General features: G+C 36.9%; 15 protein-coding genes. 1 reads left to right on the top strand and 14 read right to left on the bottom strand.

The annotated features are described in order from the left end of the window. Positions 1-143: 143 nt before the first annotated feature. The 10 genes from AC1VAQ_RS06900 to AC1VAQ_RS06855 form a co-directional block, all read right to left on the bottom strand. Positions 144-917: an alpha/beta fold hydrolase gene (locus tag AC1VAQ_RS06900; RefSeq protein ID WP_302595457.1), complete on the bottom strand. Its 774-nt coding sequence runs from the start codon at positions 915-917 to the stop codon at positions 144-146. Positions 918-1,341: 424 nt separating this feature from the next. Then, complete coding sequence (locus AC1VAQ_RS06895) at positions 1,342-1,902, bottom strand: DUF421 domain-containing protein (protein WP_302595456.1); 561 nt, start codon at positions 1,900-1,902, stop codon at positions 1,342-1,344. A 120-nt stretch (positions 1,903-2,022) separates the two neighbouring features. Next, a complete protein-coding gene (gene nagA / locus AC1VAQ_RS06890) occupies positions 2,023-3,162 on the bottom strand; it encodes an N-acetylglucosamine-6-phosphate deacetylase (RefSeq protein ID WP_302595455.1) in 1,140 nt (379 codons plus the stop codon). Between the two features lie 30 nt (positions 3,163-3,192). Further along, on the bottom strand, positions 3,193-4,185 hold the full coding sequence (locus AC1VAQ_RS06885; protein WP_303243764.1) for an XdhC family protein: 993 nt from the start codon (positions 4,183-4,185) through the stop codon (positions 3,193-3,195). Positions 4,186-4,233: 48 nt separating this feature from the next. Further along, entirely contained in the window at positions 4,234-4,947 is a 714-nt protein-coding gene (yqeC, locus tag AC1VAQ_RS06880) for a selenium cofactor biosynthesis protein YqeC (RefSeq protein WP_302595452.1), read from the bottom strand. A gap of 18 nt (positions 4,948-4,965) precedes the next feature. Beyond that, on the bottom strand, positions 4,966-6,102 hold the full coding sequence (locus AC1VAQ_RS06875; RefSeq protein ID WP_302595451.1) for an aminotransferase class V-fold PLP-dependent enzyme: 1,137 nt from the start codon (positions 6,100-6,102) through the stop codon (positions 4,966-4,968). After that, positions 6,099-6,899, bottom strand: a complete 801-nt coding sequence (gene yqeB / locus AC1VAQ_RS06870; protein WP_302595450.1) for a selenium-dependent molybdenum cofactor biosynthesis protein YqeB — start codon at positions 6,897-6,899, stop codon at positions 6,099-6,101. Before yqeB ends, AC1VAQ_RS06875 begins: the two co-directional genes overlap by 4 nt. 65 nt (positions 6,900-6,964) lie before the next feature. Beyond that, positions 6,965-7,600 carry a sulfurtransferase-like selenium metabolism protein YedF gene (yedF, locus tag AC1VAQ_RS06865; RefSeq protein ID WP_302595449.1) on the bottom strand — a complete coding sequence of 212 codons (636 nt, stop codon included), beginning with the start codon at positions 7,598-7,600 and terminating at the stop codon, positions 6,965-6,967. 25 nt (positions 7,601-7,625) lie between these two features. Next, positions 7,626-8,648, bottom strand: a complete 1,023-nt coding sequence (selD, locus tag AC1VAQ_RS06860) for a selenide, water dikinase SelD (RefSeq protein ID WP_330697478.1) — start codon at positions 8,646-8,648, stop codon at positions 7,626-7,628. Positions 8,649-8,675: 27 nt separating this feature from the next. After that, positions 8,676-8,897: a putative Se/S carrier protein gene (locus tag AC1VAQ_RS06855; protein ID WP_302595446.1), complete on the bottom strand. Its 222-nt coding sequence runs from the start codon at positions 8,895-8,897 to the stop codon at positions 8,676-8,678. A gap of 262 nt (positions 8,898-9,159) precedes the next feature. Here AC1VAQ_RS06855 and AC1VAQ_RS06850 point away from each other — a divergent pair, with 262 nt between their 5' ends. Further along, entirely contained in the window at positions 9,160-11,289 is a 2,130-nt protein-coding gene (locus AC1VAQ_RS06850; RefSeq protein WP_479903685.1) for a carbohydrate-binding domain-containing protein, read from the top strand. 62 nt (positions 11,290-11,351) lie between these two features. Here AC1VAQ_RS06850 and AC1VAQ_RS06845 read toward each other — a convergent pair whose 3' ends face one another. The 4 genes from AC1VAQ_RS06845 to AC1VAQ_RS06830 all read right to left on the bottom strand — a co-directional run bounded on the left by AC1VAQ_RS06845 (position 11,352) and on the right by AC1VAQ_RS06830 (position 22,471). Further along, positions 11,352-11,825 (bottom strand): CYTH domain-containing protein, encoded by a 474-nt coding sequence (locus tag AC1VAQ_RS06845; protein ID WP_302595443.1) that lies wholly within the window; start codon positions 11,823-11,825, stop codon positions 11,352-11,354. A 191-nt stretch (positions 11,826-12,016) separates the two neighbouring features. Next, positions 12,017-20,680, bottom strand: coding sequence for an S-layer homology domain-containing protein (locus AC1VAQ_RS06840; protein ID WP_479903684.1), 8,664 nt, complete (start codon positions 20,678-20,680; stop codon positions 12,017-12,019). Between the two features lie 319 nt (positions 20,681-20,999). Beyond that, the gene (locus AC1VAQ_RS06835) at positions 21,000-21,953 is read right to left on the bottom strand and encodes a rhamnogalacturonan acetylesterase (RefSeq protein ID WP_479903683.1); all 954 of its coding nucleotides are present in this window, start codon (positions 21,951-21,953) and stop codon (positions 21,000-21,002) included. A 335-nt stretch (positions 21,954-22,288) separates the two neighbouring features. Next, a complete protein-coding gene (locus tag AC1VAQ_RS06830) occupies positions 22,289-22,471 on the bottom strand; it encodes a (2Fe-2S)-binding protein (protein WP_302595439.1) in 183 nt (60 codons plus the stop codon). Between the last annotated feature and the right edge of the window lie 117 nt (positions 22,472-22,588).

Genomic DNA, 22,588 nt, shown 5'->3' with positions numbered 1-22,588 from the left:
GAAGATGTTCTAAAAATACTTGACGTGCTTATTAAAAAGCCAGAATCTTTCTTATCTATACTTTACATTTAAGGGTTATACCACAAAATATGTACTAAAAACTCCTTGAAATCTTATCATTTTCAAGGAGTTTTTAATACACATTATTTAATGAATTTCTTAATATCCGCTATAACTTGTGCTGTATTTTCAAATAACATACCGTGACCAAAACCTTTATATGTAATAAGCTGTCCATCTTGTACTGTTTCAGCTAAATTCACTGCATCTTTAGGCTGAATAACTTGGTCTTCATCGCCGATTACCACTAGCACTGGAACACTTACACTGGAAACTTTACTTAAAATATCAAAAGGTGCAGCACTTACAAGGTCTTGATATAAAAGATCTGCATCTCTTAAATAGTCTAAGAAAAGCTGCTTAATCTCTGCTGCTCTTTCCTTGGGTGTAGCACTTCCACATACAATGCTATAAATCACATCAGGATCGACTGTCGTGCTTGCCTTTAACATATTGCCTAAAGGGTTAGTTGCTAAATCCGCACAAGAACTGATAATGACAATCTGCTTAATTTCTGGAATGTTTTGTAACCCTAATGAAATGGCTGCAAATCCTCCTAATGAATATCCTAAAACAACTATTTCCTTAGAAAGTACATTTTCTGCTATAAGTCCTTTAATGGCTTGTGCTAGGCAACTTGTTAAGTCCTCAACGGAACTTTTTACAGAAGTACAGCTTTCTCCATGCCCTGGTAAATCTACAGTAATTGTGTTATACTCTGCAAATTGGTCTGAAAACAGTCCCATAAACTCTTTTGTCATCCCTGAACCTGGAATGAAAAATAAAGATTTCTCAGCTTTTTTGTTCCCTATCTGACTGTAATATATTTCTTCATTTTCAACATTAATAGATGGCATATTCTTTCTCTCCTTCATTATATATTTAAGTCTCAATATAGATTTTACATTTATATAGATTTCACATTTATAAATTTTAGTTACTCATGATTTTGAGTCATGTGAAATCATTGAGAGAAAACAACTTACGTACATGTATATTTCAAGTTTTTAGTTGGTTTCTCTATAAATTTTAGTTATCCATGATTTTTAGTCATGTGAAATCATTGGGAAAAACCTATTTATGCGATGTATCATTTAAGTTATAGTTGGTTTCTTTATATTTTATCACACTTTTGAGAATTTTTGATATATTAATTTATTATACCTCTTATAGAGAATATCTTCTTGAAATACATACACATCTATAAAAAAAATCCTTGAGCTTCTATGTCTCGTTGCTCAAGGATTGGTCACTATTTATATAACACTATAAAGCTTACTTTTAACGTTCTTCATGATGCCTCATAAAGTCTTCTACTTTCACAATAGCCTTTTGTTTCGCCTCTTCACTCAGCACTTCATTTAAAATATAAATCATATCTTCTACTCTTACAGGTTCTGCTGCCTTTGTAAGCTTAAAACCAAACTCTCCATTTGTTTCTAATGTACCTTCTTCTACATATGAAAGTTTTGCTATCCCTTCCTGTCTTAATCTAGATAGCACTTCTTCTTTTGTAATGCGCATCTTCTTAAGCTCTGACTCAACAAAAATGCCATTCCGAATAATAACCACTTTATCCCCTACGGCCAGCCTTTTAAATCCTTTAGAATAAAATGAACATAATTCAAAAATAATCAAGAGCACAACAAAGATAATACACGCAATAATCGTTTTGATAACATCCTTATCTGCAAAAGGTTCCACAATGATTGCACCAATAGAAATCATCATTACTGTCTGTGCAATAGTCATTTGTGAAATGGAACGTCTTCCTGTAAAACGTATAAGTGCAACAGCTATAATAAATAAAATAATAGGCTTTAATAAAAAAGGAATCTCCATACATCATCACTCCTATTGAAGTAGTATGTGTCATTGTCTCTAAATCCATTCATGAAGCTACTTATGATTCCCGCCTTTATTGCCATTGCCACGGGCTACCTTTATGCTATAAATTTAAGTTTACATCTCACTATAAACTTCTTGACCTTTAATAAAAACTTTCTTAATCTGAACCTTTTCATCAAATAATAATAGGTCGGCATCATAGCCTTTTTGAATTAAACCTTTATGAGTATCTACCTTACATAACTTTGCAGGATTATAAGTTGCCATCTTCACAGCTTCATATAACGGTAAGTTGCAGTTTTCATAAACATTACGTACTGCCTTATCTAAAGTGAGCACAGAACCTGCTAACGCACCATTTTCAAGCCGCGCTGCCCCATCTTTCACAATAACCTTTTGTCCACCTAAGGCATAGTCGCCACTTGGCATACAACATGCCATCATTGCATCACTTATAAGTAACACCTTATCTGTCCCTTTTTGCTTATAGGCAATACGTAATGCCGAATAAGTACTGTGAATGCCATCAGCAATTGTTTCTGTCGTAATATTACTATCAAAGATGGCACCTACCACACCAGGGGCCCTATGGTTAAATGGGCGCATCGCATTATATAAATGCGTAGAATGTGAAATCCCCCACCCTATGGCCTCTTGCATCTCCTCATAAGTTGCCATTGTATGTCCTGCTGAACATACAATGCCCTGCGCCTTAAGATACGCAATAAGTTCTTTCGCACCTTCTAATTCAGGTGCAAGCGTAATAGATACTACTGCTTCCTCGCATCCTGCTACCATCTGCTTATAGGTTTCTATAGACGGCCGCTCTAGATACCTTGGATTTTGCGCACCTATCGCTTTAGGACTTACAAATGGGCCTTCTAGATGGGCGCCTAATATCTGTGCCCCTTCACTTCCTCCATTTTTAAGTAGCTTAATCGCCTTCAGCGTCTGCTGAATTTCAGAAATAGCAACGGTCATTGTCGTTGGTAAAAAAGAGGTTGTCCCATGCTTCAAAATAGCCTTTGAAATATTATTTATAGCTTCTATTGTTCCATCCATAGTGTCACATCCATTTGCACCATGAATGTGTACATCAATGAAGCCTGGCGAAAGATATAACCCCTTAGCATCTAACACTTCAGCGCCTCCGTATTCTTTTGGATTGATTGCCTTGATTTTTCCTGCTTCAACCCTTACTGACCCAAATTCTATCCTATCTTTATAAATAATATGGCAATTTGTTATAATCATTGTACGTTCTCTCTTACTTATATTTTATCATTAACCAACTATCAGTACTTCCATCGTTCCACCGCAAACCATGCCTTCATCTTCTGCAAAATCACTAGTAAGATCTAGGGTAACTACTTTGTAACTTGCACTGCCTATCATATTTCTTGCAATATGAATCACCTGATTTTCACTGCAGCCGCCACCAATAGAGCCTATGGTATATCCAAGTTTTGTAACCGCCATAATAGCCCCTGCTTTTCTTGGCGTAGAACCTTTAGTTGACAAAATCATCACCATGGCAAAAGGTTCATCTTGCTGTGTAATTTGCTCCAAAAACTCTAGTGTATCATAACATAAGCAAAGATTATCTGTAGACTTTAATGGATTAATCGTACGCTTTACCTTAATCAGCTCTGATAAAATAGAGATAGAAATTTCTTCTGGTGTTTGTGCCCCTATAGAAAGGCCTATTGGCGTACAAATCGTTTCTAACTTTTCTTTATCAAAGCCGTCTTCTACAAGCTTATCAAATAAACTACCTACTCTTCTTCTTGACCCAATAAGCCCTACATAATTCGGCCATGTACCTTCTAATAAAGCCTTAAGGCAAGCTTCATCTTCATGATGGCCACGGGTAATAACGGCCACATAATCATTAGGTGTTATTTTTAGATTTTTGATAGCTGCTGGAAATGCCTCACAAATAGTCTCTTTTGCATATGGAAAACGCTGCTTACTCGCAAATCGTGGCCTATCATCCACCACCGTCACTTTAAATCCAGTTTTACTGGCAAATTCACATAATGGCAAGGCAATATGTCCGCCGCCAAGTAAAATAAGCCTTTCTGATGGAATATAAGCGTAGCATAAGGTATCACTACACGCTGACATATGTGACATAAGTTCTTTAGGTGTTTGCACTGGTATAACCAGTGTTTCAAGTTCATTTACTTCTCCAGATTTTGCACCCATATGTAGTTTTACTAAAGCTATCGTTCCTGTTTGTAATATATTTAATATTTTTAAGTAAATCTCCTGCATCTATTCATAACTCCTTTATCCTTTTATATCTTACCGCGATGATGCTTCTTAGAAAAACTTGCCTTCTTTAAGCACTACAGCATTTGTATAATCCATTTCCTTGAGATACCTTAGAATCTCCTCAGCTTTTTGCTGCTCCTTCTCACCGGTCACTTTATTAATAAAAACAGCATACTTCTGCATAGCATTTCTATTTTCTAAGTACCCTTTATAAATAAGTGTCGCGATATCTTTTGCGTCTAAAAGATGTGATGCCTCTACACCTAATATTTGCTGGGCGATTTCAAAACGGTGACAGACTTCTTTTACAGGTCTTCCTATACTCTCAATGCCTGTAACAACGATTACCATTTGTGTCCCCATTGCAAGGGCTGGCTCAAATGCTGCTGGCATCTTTACAGGTAACCTTCTAGACCCATCTGCTTCTACTAAAACAACATCGCTTACTTCTAAAAGTGCCTCAAAAAATTTCTGACTGACACCCTTCATTTTTTCCTCATTTGCCCTTGTACCTACAATGACGAAGTGTTCCTTCGCTAACGCCTTCTTTATGGCATTTATATCTTCATCCAGTACATAATGACTATGGGGCAAATACATATGGGTAGTTGTAGTGATTACTACTTTTTTCCCTTTTCTCACAAATTCATCTTTTAATGTATGGATGCATGTAGTCTTTCCGCCTGCACCTACTACAGAAATCACCATCTTTTCCTTCATTTCTATATGTAATGCTTCTATTAATTTCATTTTTAAGTTCATTTTCTCACCCTAATCTCTCTAATTGGCTAACTCACGAACTGCTTTAATCCCTATGTTAACTTCTTCTTCCGTATTAAAATAAGAAAAGCTAAATCTGACAGCCCCCTGCATCTTAGTTCCTAATGCTTCATGCAATAGTGGCGCACAATGTCCACCATTTCGTGTCGCTATGCCATATTTCTCCATGAGTAAGTCACTTATAAGTCCTGAATCTTTTTCACCAATATTAAGCGCTACAATAGGTGCCCTGTTTTTATCTGTAAAATCGCCATAAACTGTGACACCTTTAATATTTTTCACACCTTCATAAAACTGCCACATTAGTGCTTGTTCCTTTAATCTAATGCATTCTAATCCTTCTTTTAATACAAATGACACCCCCGCCTTTAAGCCTGCAATGCCATGTGTATTTAGGGTGCCAGCTTCTAAAGCATCTGGCATCTGACAAGGATGATGATGCCGATAAGTATTTATGCCGCTTCCCCCTACTTTTAAAGGCCTTATATCAATACCTTCTCGCACATATATTCCGCCAGTTCCTTGCGGGCCATATAAACTTTTGTGTCCTGTAAAGCATAAAATATCTATGCCATCTTTTGTCACATCTATGGGTAATATACCTGCTGACTGAGAAGCATCCACTATAAAGAGTAAATCATATGCCTTGCAAAGCTTCCCTATCCTACGAATATCCACCACATTGCCTGTCAGGTTAGATGCATGTGTGCAGATAATCGCCTTTGTATTTGCTTTAATGCGCTTACCTATTTCTTCGTAATCAATGACACCATTGGCATCACATTTTACAAAAGAAATTTCAATAATGCCTGCTTCTTCTAGCTGATACAAAGGTCTTAAAACACTGTTATGCTCAAGCACAGTCGTAATCACATGATTACCTTGGTTAAATATACCCTTGATGGCGGTGTTCAAACTTTCTGTCCCATTGTAAGTAAAGGCAATGCGGCTCTCATCACTCACGCCAAATAGCTCTGCCAACTTAAGCCTTGTCTCATACACAGTTCGACTCGCCGCTAAAGCATATCTTGAAATTCCTCTAGCAGCATTGCCACTTTCATGCAAAGCTTCCATAATCGCTGTATAGACTTCTTCTGGCTTTCTTAAAGTCGTAGCTGCATTATCAAAATATATCATTTCTTCCACCCCAAAAGCACTGCCTCCATTACACCACCAGCAATACACCTTGCCTTATCCGATATGGTAAAGCAGTTATTCTTCTCATTTTCTCTTGGATCAATATCTATAATTTTAAGGCCTTCTTCTACTTGATAGCCTTCTCTAATCATACCTCTTATCACACCCGTTAATGTGGCGCATATAGGCTGATTGCCTACATAAGCAATAATCTCGCCTTCTTTTGTAAGGTCACTAATCCCTTTTACCCCATGAAACTTACCTGAAACAGGGGCATGAATTACACGTTCTTTTCCATAGCCATTAATAAGGCCCGGTATGCCAGTATTGGGCTTTGCCATACCTTTTTCGATAATTCGCCCTAAATTATGTCCTCTGCTTGTTTCGATGACATAATCCACATCTACTCCCGCTTCAAAACCAGGTCCTAATCCAATCGTAATAGGTGCCATTTCACGATGGGTTCCTATATTTTTCTTTGCTATAATGGCATCTATTACTGCTATCGGTTTAATCTCTGCAATACAGCTTCCTTCTGCATCAATGAGCAGTGGGACATGCCCCTTTTTTAAAACATCAAGGGCTTCTTCATAGTGATTTACCTTGACGCAGCATATGCCTTCTACCTCAGCTTGTCCATTATAAACGGCTTCACAAAAAGAAACACTTCTGCGAATAGCAGTTGGCAGTTTTGTCTCTAATACGATTACCTTAAAGCCGCTTCTTACTAATTTATGTATCACCCCGGTGGCAAGGTCTCCGCCACCTCTTACTATAATTATCTCATCAAAAATCATTACGTCTATCCTTCTTATTTTCTTATTACATCATTTTAGTTTGATTAGCTGTTTCCTAGCATTTATTATGGTTTAATAATTTTATCTGCAGCGGCTAGTGTTTCCACAATATCATACATATTAGTCACTGTGCCTACTGCTAATTCATCTTTAATCCCATAATAATCAAGGCACGTTCCACATGTCATAATGCATACGCCTTTTTCTTCTAAAAGCTGTAAATCACCTATGACTTCTGAAGATGCTATGGCTAACTTGGCACCATTATTATACATAATAATTTTCGTTGGCAACTTTTCTAAACTTGTTAATGAATAAATAAAACCTTTCAGCAATAGTTTGCCTAGTTGCGCCTCACCTTCACCCATTTGATCTGAACTTAAGACTACCACTGTATCACTTGTAGGTGTCGCACTTGGCATTTCACACATTTCAAATGCCATATCATCTCTTTCATCGTAAGCTTCGCTTTCTTGTACTTCTTGCACTTCCATTCTTACAATATAATGCTTTTCACTTATGCCTTCACTGGTATAAGATAATTGCTTCTGTACCGCCAGTTTCACTAAGTTTTCCATTGCAATTTCATTATCCACACTAACTTCTAATGTATCTCCTGCGCTTAACTGTGCCAATGCCTTCTTAGCTAAAATAAGTGGCATAGGACATTGTTTACCTCTTGCTTCTATATGCTTTATCATTTACTTTCTCCTTTATGTCTTTTACTTATTTAACGATGATTTCATATTGCTTTCTTGGCGTAATCTCACCTACTATTTGGGCATCTATGCCTTTTTGCTTAAGTGCCATGCAGGCCTTTTGTGCCTCTTCTTTATTTAAACTAATTAATAAGCCGCCTGAAGTCTGTGGGTCAAATAATACTTCCTCCATACCAAATGAAATACCTTCAAAATGGACATATTCTTGCAAATGTTTGCGGTTTCTCTGCCCTGCTGCTGTAATAAGAAACTCTTCAGCATACTCTAAGGCATGCTTAATAATTGGAAGTCTCTTACTTTCAATCTCACAACTATAATCTTCTTGCATCATTTCATGTAAATGCCCCAAAAAGCCAAAACCGGTCACATCTGTACAAGCATGTACCTCGTAATTTTTAATCACTTCTGCTGCATATTTATTAAGGGTAGTCATTGACTTTATAGCTTCTGCCATAGCATTCATTTTATCCTCACCTACGCGGTGAGCTGTAGCTACAATGCCCACACCTAAGGGCTTAGTTAAAATAAGCGCATCACCTATCTGGCTCCCCTTATTCTTGTAAATTTTCTTTGGATGAATAATTCCTGTTACAGAAAGACCATATTTCACACTTTCATCCACTATAGAATGGCCACCTGATAATACACCGCCAGCTTCTTTTACCTTTTCACTGCCACCTTGTAAAATCTTACCTAAAATGTTTAAATCCATATGCTCTTCGTAACACACAATATTAAGTGCTGTTTTGACCTCACCACCCATAGCATAAACATCACTTAAGGCATTGGCTGCTGCAATCTGTCCAAATATATAAGGATCTTCTACCATAGGTGGAAAGAAATCTAAAGTTTGAACCATAGCAATTTCATCAGTTAATTGATACACTGCTGCATCATCTAGCCCATCAAATCCTACTAATAAGTTAGGATCTTCAAACTTAGGCAGCTTAGCTAATACCTCACCTAATAGCCCTGGTCCTAATTTGGCTGTACAGCCCCCACCTTTACAAAATATAATTTCTTGCGACATCTTCTCTTCCATACTTACCTCTCTTCACTATAACTGCATCTCATAAATGCCATCAGGCGTTATATGTGCCTGGTCTAATACCTCTAATATACATTGTTTATACACGATTTCCGTGCACCACACAAAACCACACCCTGCCGAAATCTCGCGTGGTGTGGGTATAAGTCTCCCAGGAATTTCTTTTTCTTTACATAAATGCTCCATCTTCAAAGCATATGTAGTTGTTGAAAATGCAATAATTAATTTCAAGCCTCTTCTCCTCATACTTATTTACTAACTTTTAATCTTCTTATAATTAATTATACTAAACTTCTTTAAAAGATTATAGTTTTTTTAATCTAATTGTGTTTTTATTTAATAATACTTCTCATTTTCACACACTCATCACATTACCATCAATCTATTATCAATTTGACACACTATACTCACTATCATAAGTACTAAAATTTAACAATTTAAAGTGTAATTTTAATCTCATAAAATTTACCTTAAATAACAGGAGGTTTAAATAATGAATATCAAAAAATTCTTATATGGTTTATTAACCGCAACTATGGTGGTATCTTCTGCTGCACCTGTTTTTGCAGCAACTACTACTACTTCTAGTACACAAATTTCATCTGAAGAAATCACAATTTCTCTTTCGGATAACGCTGTCTTAGTCAATGGTGAAACAGCTTCTACGGATAGTAGCGATAGCGTTTATACAAGTCACGATATTATCTACTATGAAGATAAGGATACTTATGAGAGTGGCAATCCATATGGTGAAGGTACTAGCAGCGATAAACACAGTAGCGAGGAAGCTGCTAAACATACAGTCGTTAATATTACTCAGCCAGGTACATATCGTATTTCAGGAGAACTTTCTTATGGGCAAATCTTCGTAAATGTTGGCAAAGAGGAAGCTGATAAAGTTACTTTAATCTTAGATAATGTAGATATCAATTGTACCGTGGCACCTGCTATCTTCTTCTATAAGGTCTATGAATGTGATAGTACAGCTACTACAGAAACTGCAAGTAATCAAGTGGATACTTCAGATGCTGGTGCACGCGTTATTATTGCCGATGACTCTGTCAACAATATCAGTGGTTCACATGTGGCACGTATTTATAAAGATAATACTGAGCAGAAGAAATTACATAAATATGATGCCGCTTTCTATTCTCGCATGAGTATGGAAATCGATGGTGAAACTAAAAATAATGGTGTCCTCAATATTACTGCTGATAATGAAGGTTTAGATACAGAGCTTCACCTTACAATTAATGGTGGAAATATTAATATTCAATCTTGTGATGACGGCATCAACGTTAATGAAGATGGTATTAGCGTCCTAACAATTAATGGTGGCTCTCTTAACATCTATGCTGGTAATGGCAATGAAGGTGATGGGATTGACTCAAATGGTTGGATTGTTATTAATGGGGGAACTATCACTTCTTTAGCCAATCCAAAAAGTATGGATGGTGGCATTGATTCAGATATGGGAACAACAATCAATGGCGGAACAGTTATTGGTGCAGGAAATATGTATGACCCATTAGAAAACAGTTCCGATCAGCTTTTCATGGTACTCCAGTTTAGTGAAAAGACAGATGAATTAATTACTGTTACGGATGCCAATGATACACCTATTTTTGCTTATGATTTCCCAAATAACTATAGCTATATTGTATTTAGTACGCCTCAACTTACTGAGGGCACTTATCACGTCTACAAAGGCGGTACAATCTCAGGTACTGAGCAAAATGGCTATTACAGCCAAATTACCTCTTACCTTAAAGGTACTACACTCTATCACGGCGGCACTTCTGCCACAGCAAATGGCGGTATGATGCACGGTGATTTCGGTGGCAATAAACCAAACTCAAATACTGATTGGAATAATGGCGAACGCCCTACACTTCCTGAAGGTATGGAGAATATGACACCTCCTGAAGGCATGGAGAATATGACGCCTCCTACTGATGATAAGAATAACAAAGGTGAACGTCCTGCACGCCCTGAAGGCACTGGAAATGGTAATGGCGGTGGCGGCTTCGGTGGCCTTCAAAGCATCCAAGCTTCTGGTGAAACTGCAAGCAATAACTTTACGCTCAGTAGTACAAGCAAAGCTTTCACCAACGTTTCAGCTACTTTAAATACATCTACTAACGAAACAGCTAGTAATCCTTCTAGCACAGTTCCTTCTACTTCTTTCACAGATGTAAAAAATGATAGCTGGTATGCTCCTGCAGTGGCTTTCTGTAAATCACAAGGTTTAATGGGTGGGACATCTGAGACAACTTTCTCTCCTGATGCAACAGTTACTCGTGAAATGTTTGCAACAATTCTTTATCGTTTAGCTGAATCTCCTACTCAAGCTGCTACAACTTCATTTACAGATGTCACTAACAAATCAGCTTACTATTACAATGCAGTAGCATGGGCTAATGCCTCTGGTATTACAAAAGGTGTCAGTGCAACAGCCTTTGGCGTAGGTCAACCTATCACTGTCAAAGATGCTATTACGATGTTAGAGCGTTTTGGTAAAGGCGGCGACCTTACACAAGTTCAAAATGTACAAGCTACTAGTACAGCACCAGCAACACGCGCTCAAATTGCAGCGCTTCTTATGCAGTACTGTAACAAATAATCACCATGAATTAAAACAAGCCATGGACTGTTTTTTCAGTCTCATGGCTTGTTTTAATTCATTTATTTACCTCTTGTACGTTTCCAGTAATTCTTCATATTATATTCTTTGTCATAAGTTACTTCTTTCACTAAATATGGGACTTCTTCTGGATTAAAACGCATCGCTTCTTCTTCACTATCAAATTCTACTTCTGCATAATAAAAAGCATGCGATGTGCCACCATCTACGTAGCTTACTTCTAGTCGATTATTGCCTAAAGCATATACTCTAAACTCTTTTTTGATGATTTCGCCATCTAGTAAATCTACTAACTCTTCATAATGCTCTTTTTCTATTTCAAATTCTACTTCTTTTCTAGAAAGTGTCCCATCTGATTTAAAGCAAATCTTATAAGTCTTCTTATATTCGTTAACTGTTTTTCTAATCCTTGCTTCAATATCTGCTGTACATAAGTACCCTTGTTCCATATATGTCTTTTTTAACACCTCATCATCTGGGAACTGTGTCACAATAAACCTTCTTTCGATTTCCATACCAATCTCCTACTCTTCTAGCTCAAATATTAAGTCTTCTTGCTTATATAGATTTCACATTTATAAAGTTTAGTTATCCATGATTTTTAGTCATGTGAAATCATTTTTACACGCTTATTTTACACTATATCAATATCATTTTCTCTCTTAAAGTAAAATTTATACTTCTGTTTTCATCACGAAACTTGTGCCTAACAGTTATGACTTACTATCATTTTAATATAACGTTCAAGCACTTGTGCGCATTCCGCACGTGTGACGAAATCTCTAGGTCTCAACTGATTGCCACTGCCCTTCATCAGTGATGCTTCTATGCAATAAGCCACTGATTCTACTGCCCAATCTGAAATATCATCTTGATCTTCCATTATGCCTAATGCGTCCTCATTTGCTCTTATGTCTTCTCCTAACTTTCTAGAGAACTTATACAGCATTTTAGCAAATTCTTCTCTCGTAATAGATGCATTTGGATCAAATATCTTAGACGTTCTTCCTTCTATTAAATCATTTTCCTTTGCCCAAGCAATATACTTCGCATAGTATGCTGTTTCACTTACATCATCAAAGCTTCTTAAACTGCTTAAAGTTATAGGTTCATAAGATCTTTCATATAATCTGCCTAACACAGTTACAATCATACCTCTTGTCATATCGCCATTAGGTTTGAATATTTCATTTGTAACACCTACAAACACTTCTCTTGCTGTAATAAAGTCTATAGCTGACTTTGCCCAATGCCCCTCTATATCCTTAAAATATTTGGGGTTATTCATTGTATAAACTTCCTGATTAGGTGGTGCCATATATTTTAATGTATTATCAAGTGCCATGCTAAATCCTATGACAACCCTTTCCCCATCTTGTATATAATAAGGTACTTCGCCTTCATTAATTGGCGCGCTATAATTTTCTTCTCTTCTTATTATTTCTTCTTTTTCTATATTTCCCCCTGAACTACTACTGCCTGAGCTATTACCACCATCTGATGGTTTATTTCCTTTAACCTGAATTAGCACTTTGCCGCTTACAGTTTCATAGTTTTGATACACCTCAGGTATAAATTTCCATATATACTCACCTGACTGCTCAATAATAGCTTCTGGCTTCTCCCAAGTAAGGGTTCCTGCCACTTCATTTCCTTTATATACAGCTGTTCCTTTTAAATTAGGAAGCTTTTCACCCTGATATACATAAGTCATTTCATCACTAGGCGCCGTTAATATCACCTCTGGCACTGCCTTTTGGATTTCCTGTATCACCCTACATTCTGCTTGAGTTTCTTTGCTTGTAATCTCAAGTTGAGCAGAATATATTCCTGCTGCTAATCCCAGCTTAGGCCTTACTATAACTTCTGCTAACTCACCAGGTGCTAGCTGCTGCTTTTCTAGATGCTCTAATTCAAAATTTGTTCCTACGTCTAGACTTACTTGAAGCTGGGTAATCAGTACATTCCCAGTATTTCTGATGATAAACCTCATAGGCATCTTTTCAGCATATCCATATACTAAAGGTGAATCTTGACTTTCCTCAGAAACTTCCAAAGCATAGTTTTTCTTTGTCCAACGTGCATACAGTCTCTCTGGTTCTTCTAAATTAACGATCTGCTCGCTCTCGTACTTCTCACCGCCTTCAGCCTTTGTATAATAACCCTCAAAATAGAATCCTTCTCGGCTTAGTGCCTCTAAAACATCGCCATAATACGTGCCATTTAATACTTCTTTTTCAGTGGATGCTCCTGTGCCATCATTATGCATCAGTATTAATGTATAGTATCTTAGTGTCAGCTTACTTAACTGCCCTTCTTTAACCTCTATTACTTTACCCGTTGGCATTTCACCTCGCCATATGCTATACTTTCCAGCTGGTATATCTTCAATATAACTAATCCTTAAATGCTCATCTGCTGTAAGCTTATAGACTTGACCGCCTTGTTCAGCTTTTAAAGAAACTTCCTCTTCTAATACATTATTTTTCTCAATCCTTATGACAGCACCTGTTACAGCCTTTGTTTCAAAAGGTATTTTAATATCTGATTGACTGCTATTGGTATCTGATTGTCTTAATGTGAGCCCTTCTAAAATAATCTCACCTTGCATCTTATCACTTAACAAGTTACTATTACTTAGTTTAATCTCTAGAACCCCAGTTCCATCTACGTACGTCTCAATAGGCACTGCTACTGCAAAGCAGTCCTGCTCCTCTAATGCCGCCTTAATATCTGCTACTAATTCTGGTTCAAAGCCCTCAGTCACAGCTTTTAAAGACTTATGCGATACAGTTAACATACTTACCGTATTATATCCACTATATATCTTAAGTTTTGCAGTCTCTTCATGTGGCGTTTCAGTGAGACTGGCTCTTGCTATTAATTTATTTTCTTCAGTGCCATATGCCACCTCATATGCAGAAAGGACAAAACTGCTTACTTCAATTCCTGACATATATTGCATCGTTACAGTGTAAGTCCCTATTGTCTCCTCACTAATAGTTACTGGAATAACTATACTATTTTCTTCTGTATTCAGGCTAAAGTTCTCAACTTTTGTATCCTTGTTATCGCTTATACTTATCTTCGTTTTCTCAACATGAATACTGGCATTGCATTTCACGACAAATTCTACTTGCTCACCGATTTGTCCCAAATAATCTTTAGGCGCCTCTACTACACTTAAGGCCTCAGCAATTATAAGTACATGCGTATTTTGCCCATCTTGTACTAATGTTTTATTATCATCTGATAAGCTAAAGCATTTTACCTGATCCCAAGCACTCTCACCTTTAGGCATAGCCGCATCTGTGAAGGTAATGACCTTATCTCCTATTGCAGCTGCTTCAACATCTAGTGATATCATCGTACCTTGCCATGGTTTTTGCATTTGAATGAAATGATTCTTTGCAAGTTTAATCTTATCATTTCCTAAGTCCACCTTTTCATCTGTTGGTGCTAAGTTAAGTATCCCTTCTTGAGAAATAGCAACTTGCATCCCCTCATTTTTCTCATTTACATTTATAAGTGTTCCACCATAACATGTCATGGTGCCTGCATTTTTAATGGCAGGTATTCCTGCTGCATTTAAATTATATTTGAGTACTGTGCCCTTGTGCGTAATAAATTCCCCACCTGAGGCAATGTTTACAAGCTGCCCTTGCAGCGCTTCTTCTAAGTTTGATTCTATAGTTATTGTCTCTAGTGTCAACGCGCCTCTTTCTGTGACCTTAAATAAGTAATCCGTGCAAAGCCCTATGATTTCCACCTGACCATTATTTTTAATCAGCGTTGAGATGTCTTCTCCTTCACTATAACTTGTGTCTGTGAGTCTAACAGAAGATGCTATCTCTATGGGCTGCATAACATAAATCTTGCCACCTGCTTCTTGTAAATACTTATACGCCTGCTCTAGAGATTTTAATGGTTTTTCCCTAGTTCCTGCATTCCTGCTAGGTTCATCGCTGCCCTCCTTAGTGTCTACATAAACAGCTTCTAAATTAGAGAGCCTAAGGGTCTGCTCCTTCATCTCCAATCTAAAATGACTTACTACTTCATCTTCTAATAGATAGCTTTCTACTGCCTCGTTATCTGCATTTTCTGTACATGTATATTTCACAACAATGTCACCTAACTTAGGATTTTCCATTTGAATTTGATAATTAAGCAGTACCTCTTTATTTAAATTTGTTCTTGTAATGTATTTATCTTTTTTAAGATTAATGGCACCTTCTATCTGCACATCTGCATCTTCAATGATTAAATCACCTGCTGTTACACATACGGCTACGCTTTTATCTGCGCTTTGTAACTTGCATCCAGCCTTTAATCTTAGCGTCCCTTGTGAGGATGCATTCCCTGAGATTGTAAAGAGTGGCTCATGCCAATCTCCTTGCTGAACATAATGATAAGCCTCTAAGCTTATATCTTCTGAAATTGTTACAGGATTTAATATACAAATAGAGGTTGCCCCTGTCTTTTGGGCAACTTGCATAGCTGCCTCTAATGTTTGAACTGGATAGCTTACAGTAAGTCCTGAATTGTCCGCCTTGCCCTCTTTAGGGTCTAGATAAACCTTTCCCTTTTCGACAACCGTAATCGTTTCCTCTTCTTTCATTAAAATCCACTGCGCATTAAGCGCTTCAGATAACATAAAGTCATCTACATTCACCTTACGCGCATCTTCATATTTAACTAGTACCGGCTTTGTTTCGGGTGCCGTTACATCTAAAATAATGCCTTCTTTAATTTGCGCCCCGTTTTGAACTTGAATATATTTTTCTTCTCCTAACTTGATGGTCCCTTCAATTTGAACATTCCCATCTAGTTGCAGTTGCCCATTTTGAGTAATTACACCATTTTCCGTTTCATTGTTTGCCAAGATTGTATTTTCCAAAAGCCTTACTGTACCTTCTGCAATATTTAAAATACTACCACTCGGATTAATCTCTTCTGCTTCAGAGCGCTTACCATACAAATGGCCATTTATTATGGTTAATGTACTGTTGTTTTCAACTTTAATTAAATCCCCATAAAAATTGTCATAAGTATTACCCAAAATAGATTGTCCTGTATATCTATAAATCTGTACCTTTTCTGGGAAATCCCATTTTGTATCTTTTTTAATATTTATAGGGCCACTCACATAAATAGTGGCACTGCTATTTCCTATAATTGAAAGTACTTTTTCCATTGTTGCAAAAGCATCCTTTGGCGTGGTTCCAGTGTTTGTATCACGCCCCTTTTCACCATCTATGAAATAGACTTGGTCAATGACTATGTTTTGGTCCTTTTTACTCAGTACCATGCATTTATCTGTTATCAAACTAAAATTACTTAAATATTGTGCTGCATCAAGGACACTGCCATCTGGTTGGACTACAATGCGTTCGCCTTCTTCATTGGCGCATTGCACCTCATAAAGGGCCTTAGGATAAATAATTGAACGGACAATCTTAATTGTTGCATCTTGATCTAGGTAAATGCTTCCCTGTACTATAAGTGCCCCCTTACCAATGCCAAGGCTACTTCCTGCACCTACAGTAACTTGACTCCCTAACTTATCCGTATTCCCACTAATGTTGCCTTCGATAAGAAGAGGATATGTCACTGTACTAGGATACACATAAATGCCCCCACCATAGCCTTTCTCTACCTTATTTCCATTAATCTGTCCACCTAACATTTCCATTTCACTACTTTGAAAATAAATACCTCCACCACTGCTAGTAGCTTCATTTCCGCTAATGGACACTTGATTATTTATTATAAGCTTACCATTTTGCGTTGCAATGCCACCACCAGAGCTTTGTGTTATATTCCCAGAAATACTAACATTATCATATAATAAAAGCTGCCCACCTGCTTGCCATATGCCACCACCTGCTGCGGCTGCGCAGTTGTTTTTAATGACTACATTTCCATATATATTACAGATTGCAAATAGGCCGTCTTTATCTGGCGATAAATAAAGCCCACCACCACGTTCGGCTTGATTGTCCCTTATTACAACACTTTCCCCTAAGGCTAACTTGGTATTATTACTTTGGCCAATGCCACCAGCGGTCTTAGTTGCCACGTTATTATAAATCTCCACCTCACCTTGTAACTTAGACGTACTACTTGAATTAAGCCATATACCGCCGCCATAGCCTGTACTGTTATCATGTACACTGGCTTTATCTGTCATCATAATATCACCTGATGAATAAATACCGCCACCATAACTTACGTTTTGGCTACGTTTAGCTACATTATAAGAAATGCTACTTTCGTCATACATTTCTAAATAACTTCCACTAGCCACACAAATACCACCTGCATTTTGCTCTCTAGCTTCATTATAGCTAATACTTGTCTGGTCGCGCAGAATCACTTTATTATCTGCTCCATATTGATGTATCCCGCCTCCAACATCACTTTCGGCAATGTTATAAGAGACACTGGCACTGCCTGTAAGCTCTGCCTGACTTTTATTAACCTGGCGAATGCCACCTGCCATCTTAGCAGCTGTATTCTCCCTCACGCTACTTTCTTCCGCCATCAAGAGCTCACTCTCATTCTGATAAATACCGCCCCCGTGCTCGCTTACTTCATTTATACTTATTTGGGCAGTATCAGACATATTTACTGTGGATTTTGTGCCATAAACACCACCACCTTGTTTGGCAATATTTCCTGTAATGCAAGCATTACCTGTCATATTTAAAGTAGCATTATTTAAATTAATACCACCACCTAATCCATTAGTATTCTTATTATTCTTAATACAGGCCCCCTCTTGCATGTTTAATGTACCTTGAGCCGTTAACATTACAGCTGCCTGTGAATTGATACTATTTTCTTCTTTATTGCCATCAATGGTAATATTTTTGAGGGTTAAAGTTGTGCCATTTACCTTTATCATTGCACCTGAATAGGCATAATACCTTAGCAATCTTGTATATTCTGGTAGCTCCCATTCCTCATCTTGGCTCTCTACTGTAATCTGACCACATACAATAATATCTAACGCTAAGTCTTCTTCCTTCTTATACTGCTCAACTAATTCTTTTGCCTTAGTAATTGTTTTGACTGGTGTCGCAATGCTTAAGCCGTCGTTTGCATCGTCTCCTACACCTACACCTAATTTGCTATCCGCCTTATCGCCATTTAAATAAATCGCCTCTACGTCCTCGTCCCTAATAATATTAATATTATTAGGACTTTGATTATCTACTAAAGAGAGATTTGCGACAAGTGTTGCACCGCCCTTAAAATTTGCCAAGGTAGCCTTCATCACTTCATTGCCCTTTACAACTGGGCGGCTGCTATCATTGGCAAATCCTGACCCACAACTTATTTGATAGGGTTTCTCTGGCCATTCAAAAGATGTCTGTCCTAATTCTAATGGATAATTCTTATTTCCTATATAAATGATATCTGTAATACTGCTTGTGCCTAAGATTTTCATCTTCCCTTGTAAATAAACATCTTCACTAGTTTCAGACCCATTGTCTGCTATTGTTCCACCATATACATTAAATTCACCTGTTGCGCTTACTTTAATAGCTTGATTTTTACACTTAGTAATTGTCCCACCATACATGTTGACACTGCCTTGTTTTAAATCAATTCCTGCCCCTAAAGTATTTGTAATTGTGCCACCTTCTAGCAATAAACTCCCAGCATTTATAATAATGCCACCTTCTAGTAAGACATCTTGTGCTACTGTCACATTATAATTCCCATCAATTGTAAAAAGTTCTCCTTTATAGTTCGCATCTCGTTTTATAATCATTTTCTCAGGAATGTTGCAATTACTTTCTATTTTTGCGCCACTTCCAATGATACAAATGGTATTTAAGTCATTGGCATAGCATATTTGAAGAGCGGTCTCTAAATTTCTAACAGCCTTAGCACTAGTAAGACCGGTATTTCCATTATCCCCATCTGCACCATTTACAAAAACTACACCACTATCTCCCAATATATAGCTTCTAGATGCTTCATTATAATAAAGGGTGTAAAGAATATTGTTACTCGTTACCTCAAAAAGTGCTAACGCCTCTTCGCTCAGCATATCACCTTTTACAACAATATCTCCTATGTCAAAATTCATAACATTTAGTTTAATGGACTTTGTAGGTTCTGAAGTTAATATTAAGGGATAAGCCTCATTTATAAGTGATACAGTTCCTTTTAACTGAGCCTTCCCGCCAACTAACATTTCACCTTGACTTTTTATGCCACCTCCAATGCAGCTGGTATCATTTATACTGAGCTTTCCTTCGTTTAAAATACTCTGCTGCGTTGATGCGTCTACAATATTAATATTTTCAAGTCTCATACTTCCTTTAATATCAAGTAGCGGACCTGTAAAGCCAGTACTTCTCTTAATAGTTTCATCAGACCAAGTCTCCGACTCCTCTATAAGCAAGGTGTCACATACAGTAATAGATGTCACTCCCGCCATTTGAGCTTTAAGTTCTTGTGCTCTTTTAAAGCTTCTTACTGCGGTCTCAGGGCTTATACCTGCATATGTATCATCCCCATTAGATGCTAAATAGACCGTATCAATGACCGTCTTTTTTCTTAGCGTCATTATACCGTCTTCTATGTAAGTTTCAAAACTGCCATTTTCTGTCTCCAAAATATTTTTAAGCTTAATGCAGCTCTGAATTTCTAATGCTGAATAACTGGTTTGTGCAATTGGGGTACCTTCCTCTACTTTTTCTAATGCAACAAAATAAACACGTTCTTCTGGTAGCATAGCTGTAAAATTAATTGGCTTTGCACCTACTTCTAACATGGCATAAGTTGTCTCATCTCTGAATTGGACCGCTTCATCAATGTTTACTTGTCCGCCCTCTGTTACTGTAATAATAGGTGTATCACTGCCACCCCCTGCCAATGTAATATTTCTTAATGTTAAGGTCCCATCACCGCCTACTAAGAAAATATTTCCTGCATGAGCCTTTTCCCTAACAATATCTAGTGTCTTTCCCTTTCCATCTACCACTAAATCCTCCCCACTAATAATATAGGGATTCATACAATAAATCGTCGCACACTCACCTGCTAGTGCTATAGCTTTTTCTAACGTCAAAACCGGATTACTTACAGACGTTCCATCATTTTCATCATTCCCTGCTGCAATGGTTGTGTACCCATCTGTTGTGGTACTTTCTTCTTCATTTGGATTCCAGTATACATAGGCAAGCTCCGTATTCGGGTTAAGCGCTACTGCTTCACCTGTTGTCAATTCATTTTGAATATTTGCCTTAACCTGTTCTTCTAAGCTCTGCTCAGCAGTAATATTAGGTAGCGCAGATATGCTTATACATAGTACAAGGATTACGGCTATGATTTTAAGAATTTTGTGTTTCATAAGTCCCCCCTATTTATACATCTTATATAGTTACTTGTTGTACTACAGATTCCACACCCATCATTTTCAATTTGCTGAATGCCTTACCGTGTAAAATCTATATAAATAGTTCTTTTATTAAGTATATAACAATTTCACCATATAATAAATATAATTTTCAAACTATTACACAAAATTCTATCGACACCCATTGATATTTTATAAAAATCTTCTAATTATTTAGTTAATTTATTTGAATATATTAAAAGTGCTACCGCCAAATTAGTTATAACTTGACGATAACACTTTCTTTTCGTTAATTATGCGATTGTATAATCTCTTATTTTGTATCCGCTACTTCTTCTGACTGAATATACTCAGCAAGTTGTAAATCAAGTGCTTTAACAGACGCTGCTACAAGGCCACTTACTAATGTTGCACCTTTTGTACTTAAATGTGTGTTATCTATAATCATTTCGCCATTGCTTTCTTTGAGTGCATGTAAAGCAGCTGTTGCCTCTGCCCCTCCTTCAGCAAAAACTTCTAAATAAAGGTCTACTGTTTGACTCATTAAGTCAATATATGGTACTTGATATGCTTCTGCTAAACTTTCTAATGCTTCCTTATATGGCACATGATCTTTGTAACTTGCCTTACCACTTGATGAACGTCTTGTAATTGGTGAGATAAGCACTGGTACTGCACCTTTTTCAAGTGCTGGCTCAATATATTTATGTATCATAAACCATTCATAGCTATACTCGCCTGCTTCATTTTTTCCTTCTTCATCTAATGTTGTTAAATCTAAGCCTGGTTTTGTTTCTCTTCCATCATTTTTTTGATCATTATGACCAAACTGGATAAATAGATAGTCACCTTCACTTAATTCATTTAAGAGCTTTGTATAGTATGCTTCTGTCACGAAGCTTCTTGAACTTCTTCCTGAAAGGGCAAGGTTATGAATGGTTACCTTGTCATTAAAATAATCACCAAGGCGCATACCCCAGCCTTGTCTATCTAATGTTGTTACAGTTGACTCTGGATATTCACATACCGTTGAATCACCTATTAAATATACATTGCCACTAAATTCAAATGAATTTGGCTCATATGGATTTGCTTGCAAGCTGTCCCCATTTACTTGTAAGCTACTCTCTGTTGTTAAACTGTTCATAGCATTCTTACATATACCCTCGCCATCGGCAGTTACTGCAAAGATATTACTAAAACAGTTAACGAAAATCATAGTAAATATCACAAACCAACTTACTATAGTTTTCTGATGTCTTTTCATATTCTTCCTCCAACATATTCTATTTTCCTGTAAATATAAATTTCAACTTTATAGATTACTTCTCTATTCTTTTGAAAAACATTTACGCACCCATTATATCTTTTTTCATTGTATTTTTTAACACCTTTCGACAAAATTTTTCCCTCTAATATAAATATTCGTTAATTTTATATATTTTTTCTATAGTCACTTTTATACAATTGTGCATTTTCAACATATATATAGCCTGTGTTGCTATACTTTCTTTCAGACAGCCTCTTCTTATACTTAAACTTTCTAATCTATTTAGAAAAAAAGGCCTTGAGTAAAATATACTCAAAGCCCTTTGCTTAATCTTATTTCTTTTTAATCATTTCAAACAACTTCTGTTTACATCTTGTGCCCTTACACGCACCTCTTCCTGCACCTGTTGCATGTCCGATTTTGTCTACAGTGTCTGCACCTTTATCAATGGCTTTTTGAACTGTTTCCTTTGACACATACTTACATAAACAAACTTTTTCATCTGTTTCACTCATTGCTAAAGCCTCCTTTGAAATTTCACTCTCAAATTCCTGCTTCCTTCCCTTATTATTTTCTCCAATCAAAATATAAGGATACAATGTAAGTTTCACCATTCATATTCGTGCGCTCAT

The sequence above is a fragment of the Cellulosilyticum sp. genome (assembly GCF_982396655.1).
The sequence above is the reverse complement of the archived record's forward strand: the minus strand, read 5'-3'. Positions and strand labels throughout refer to the sequence as shown.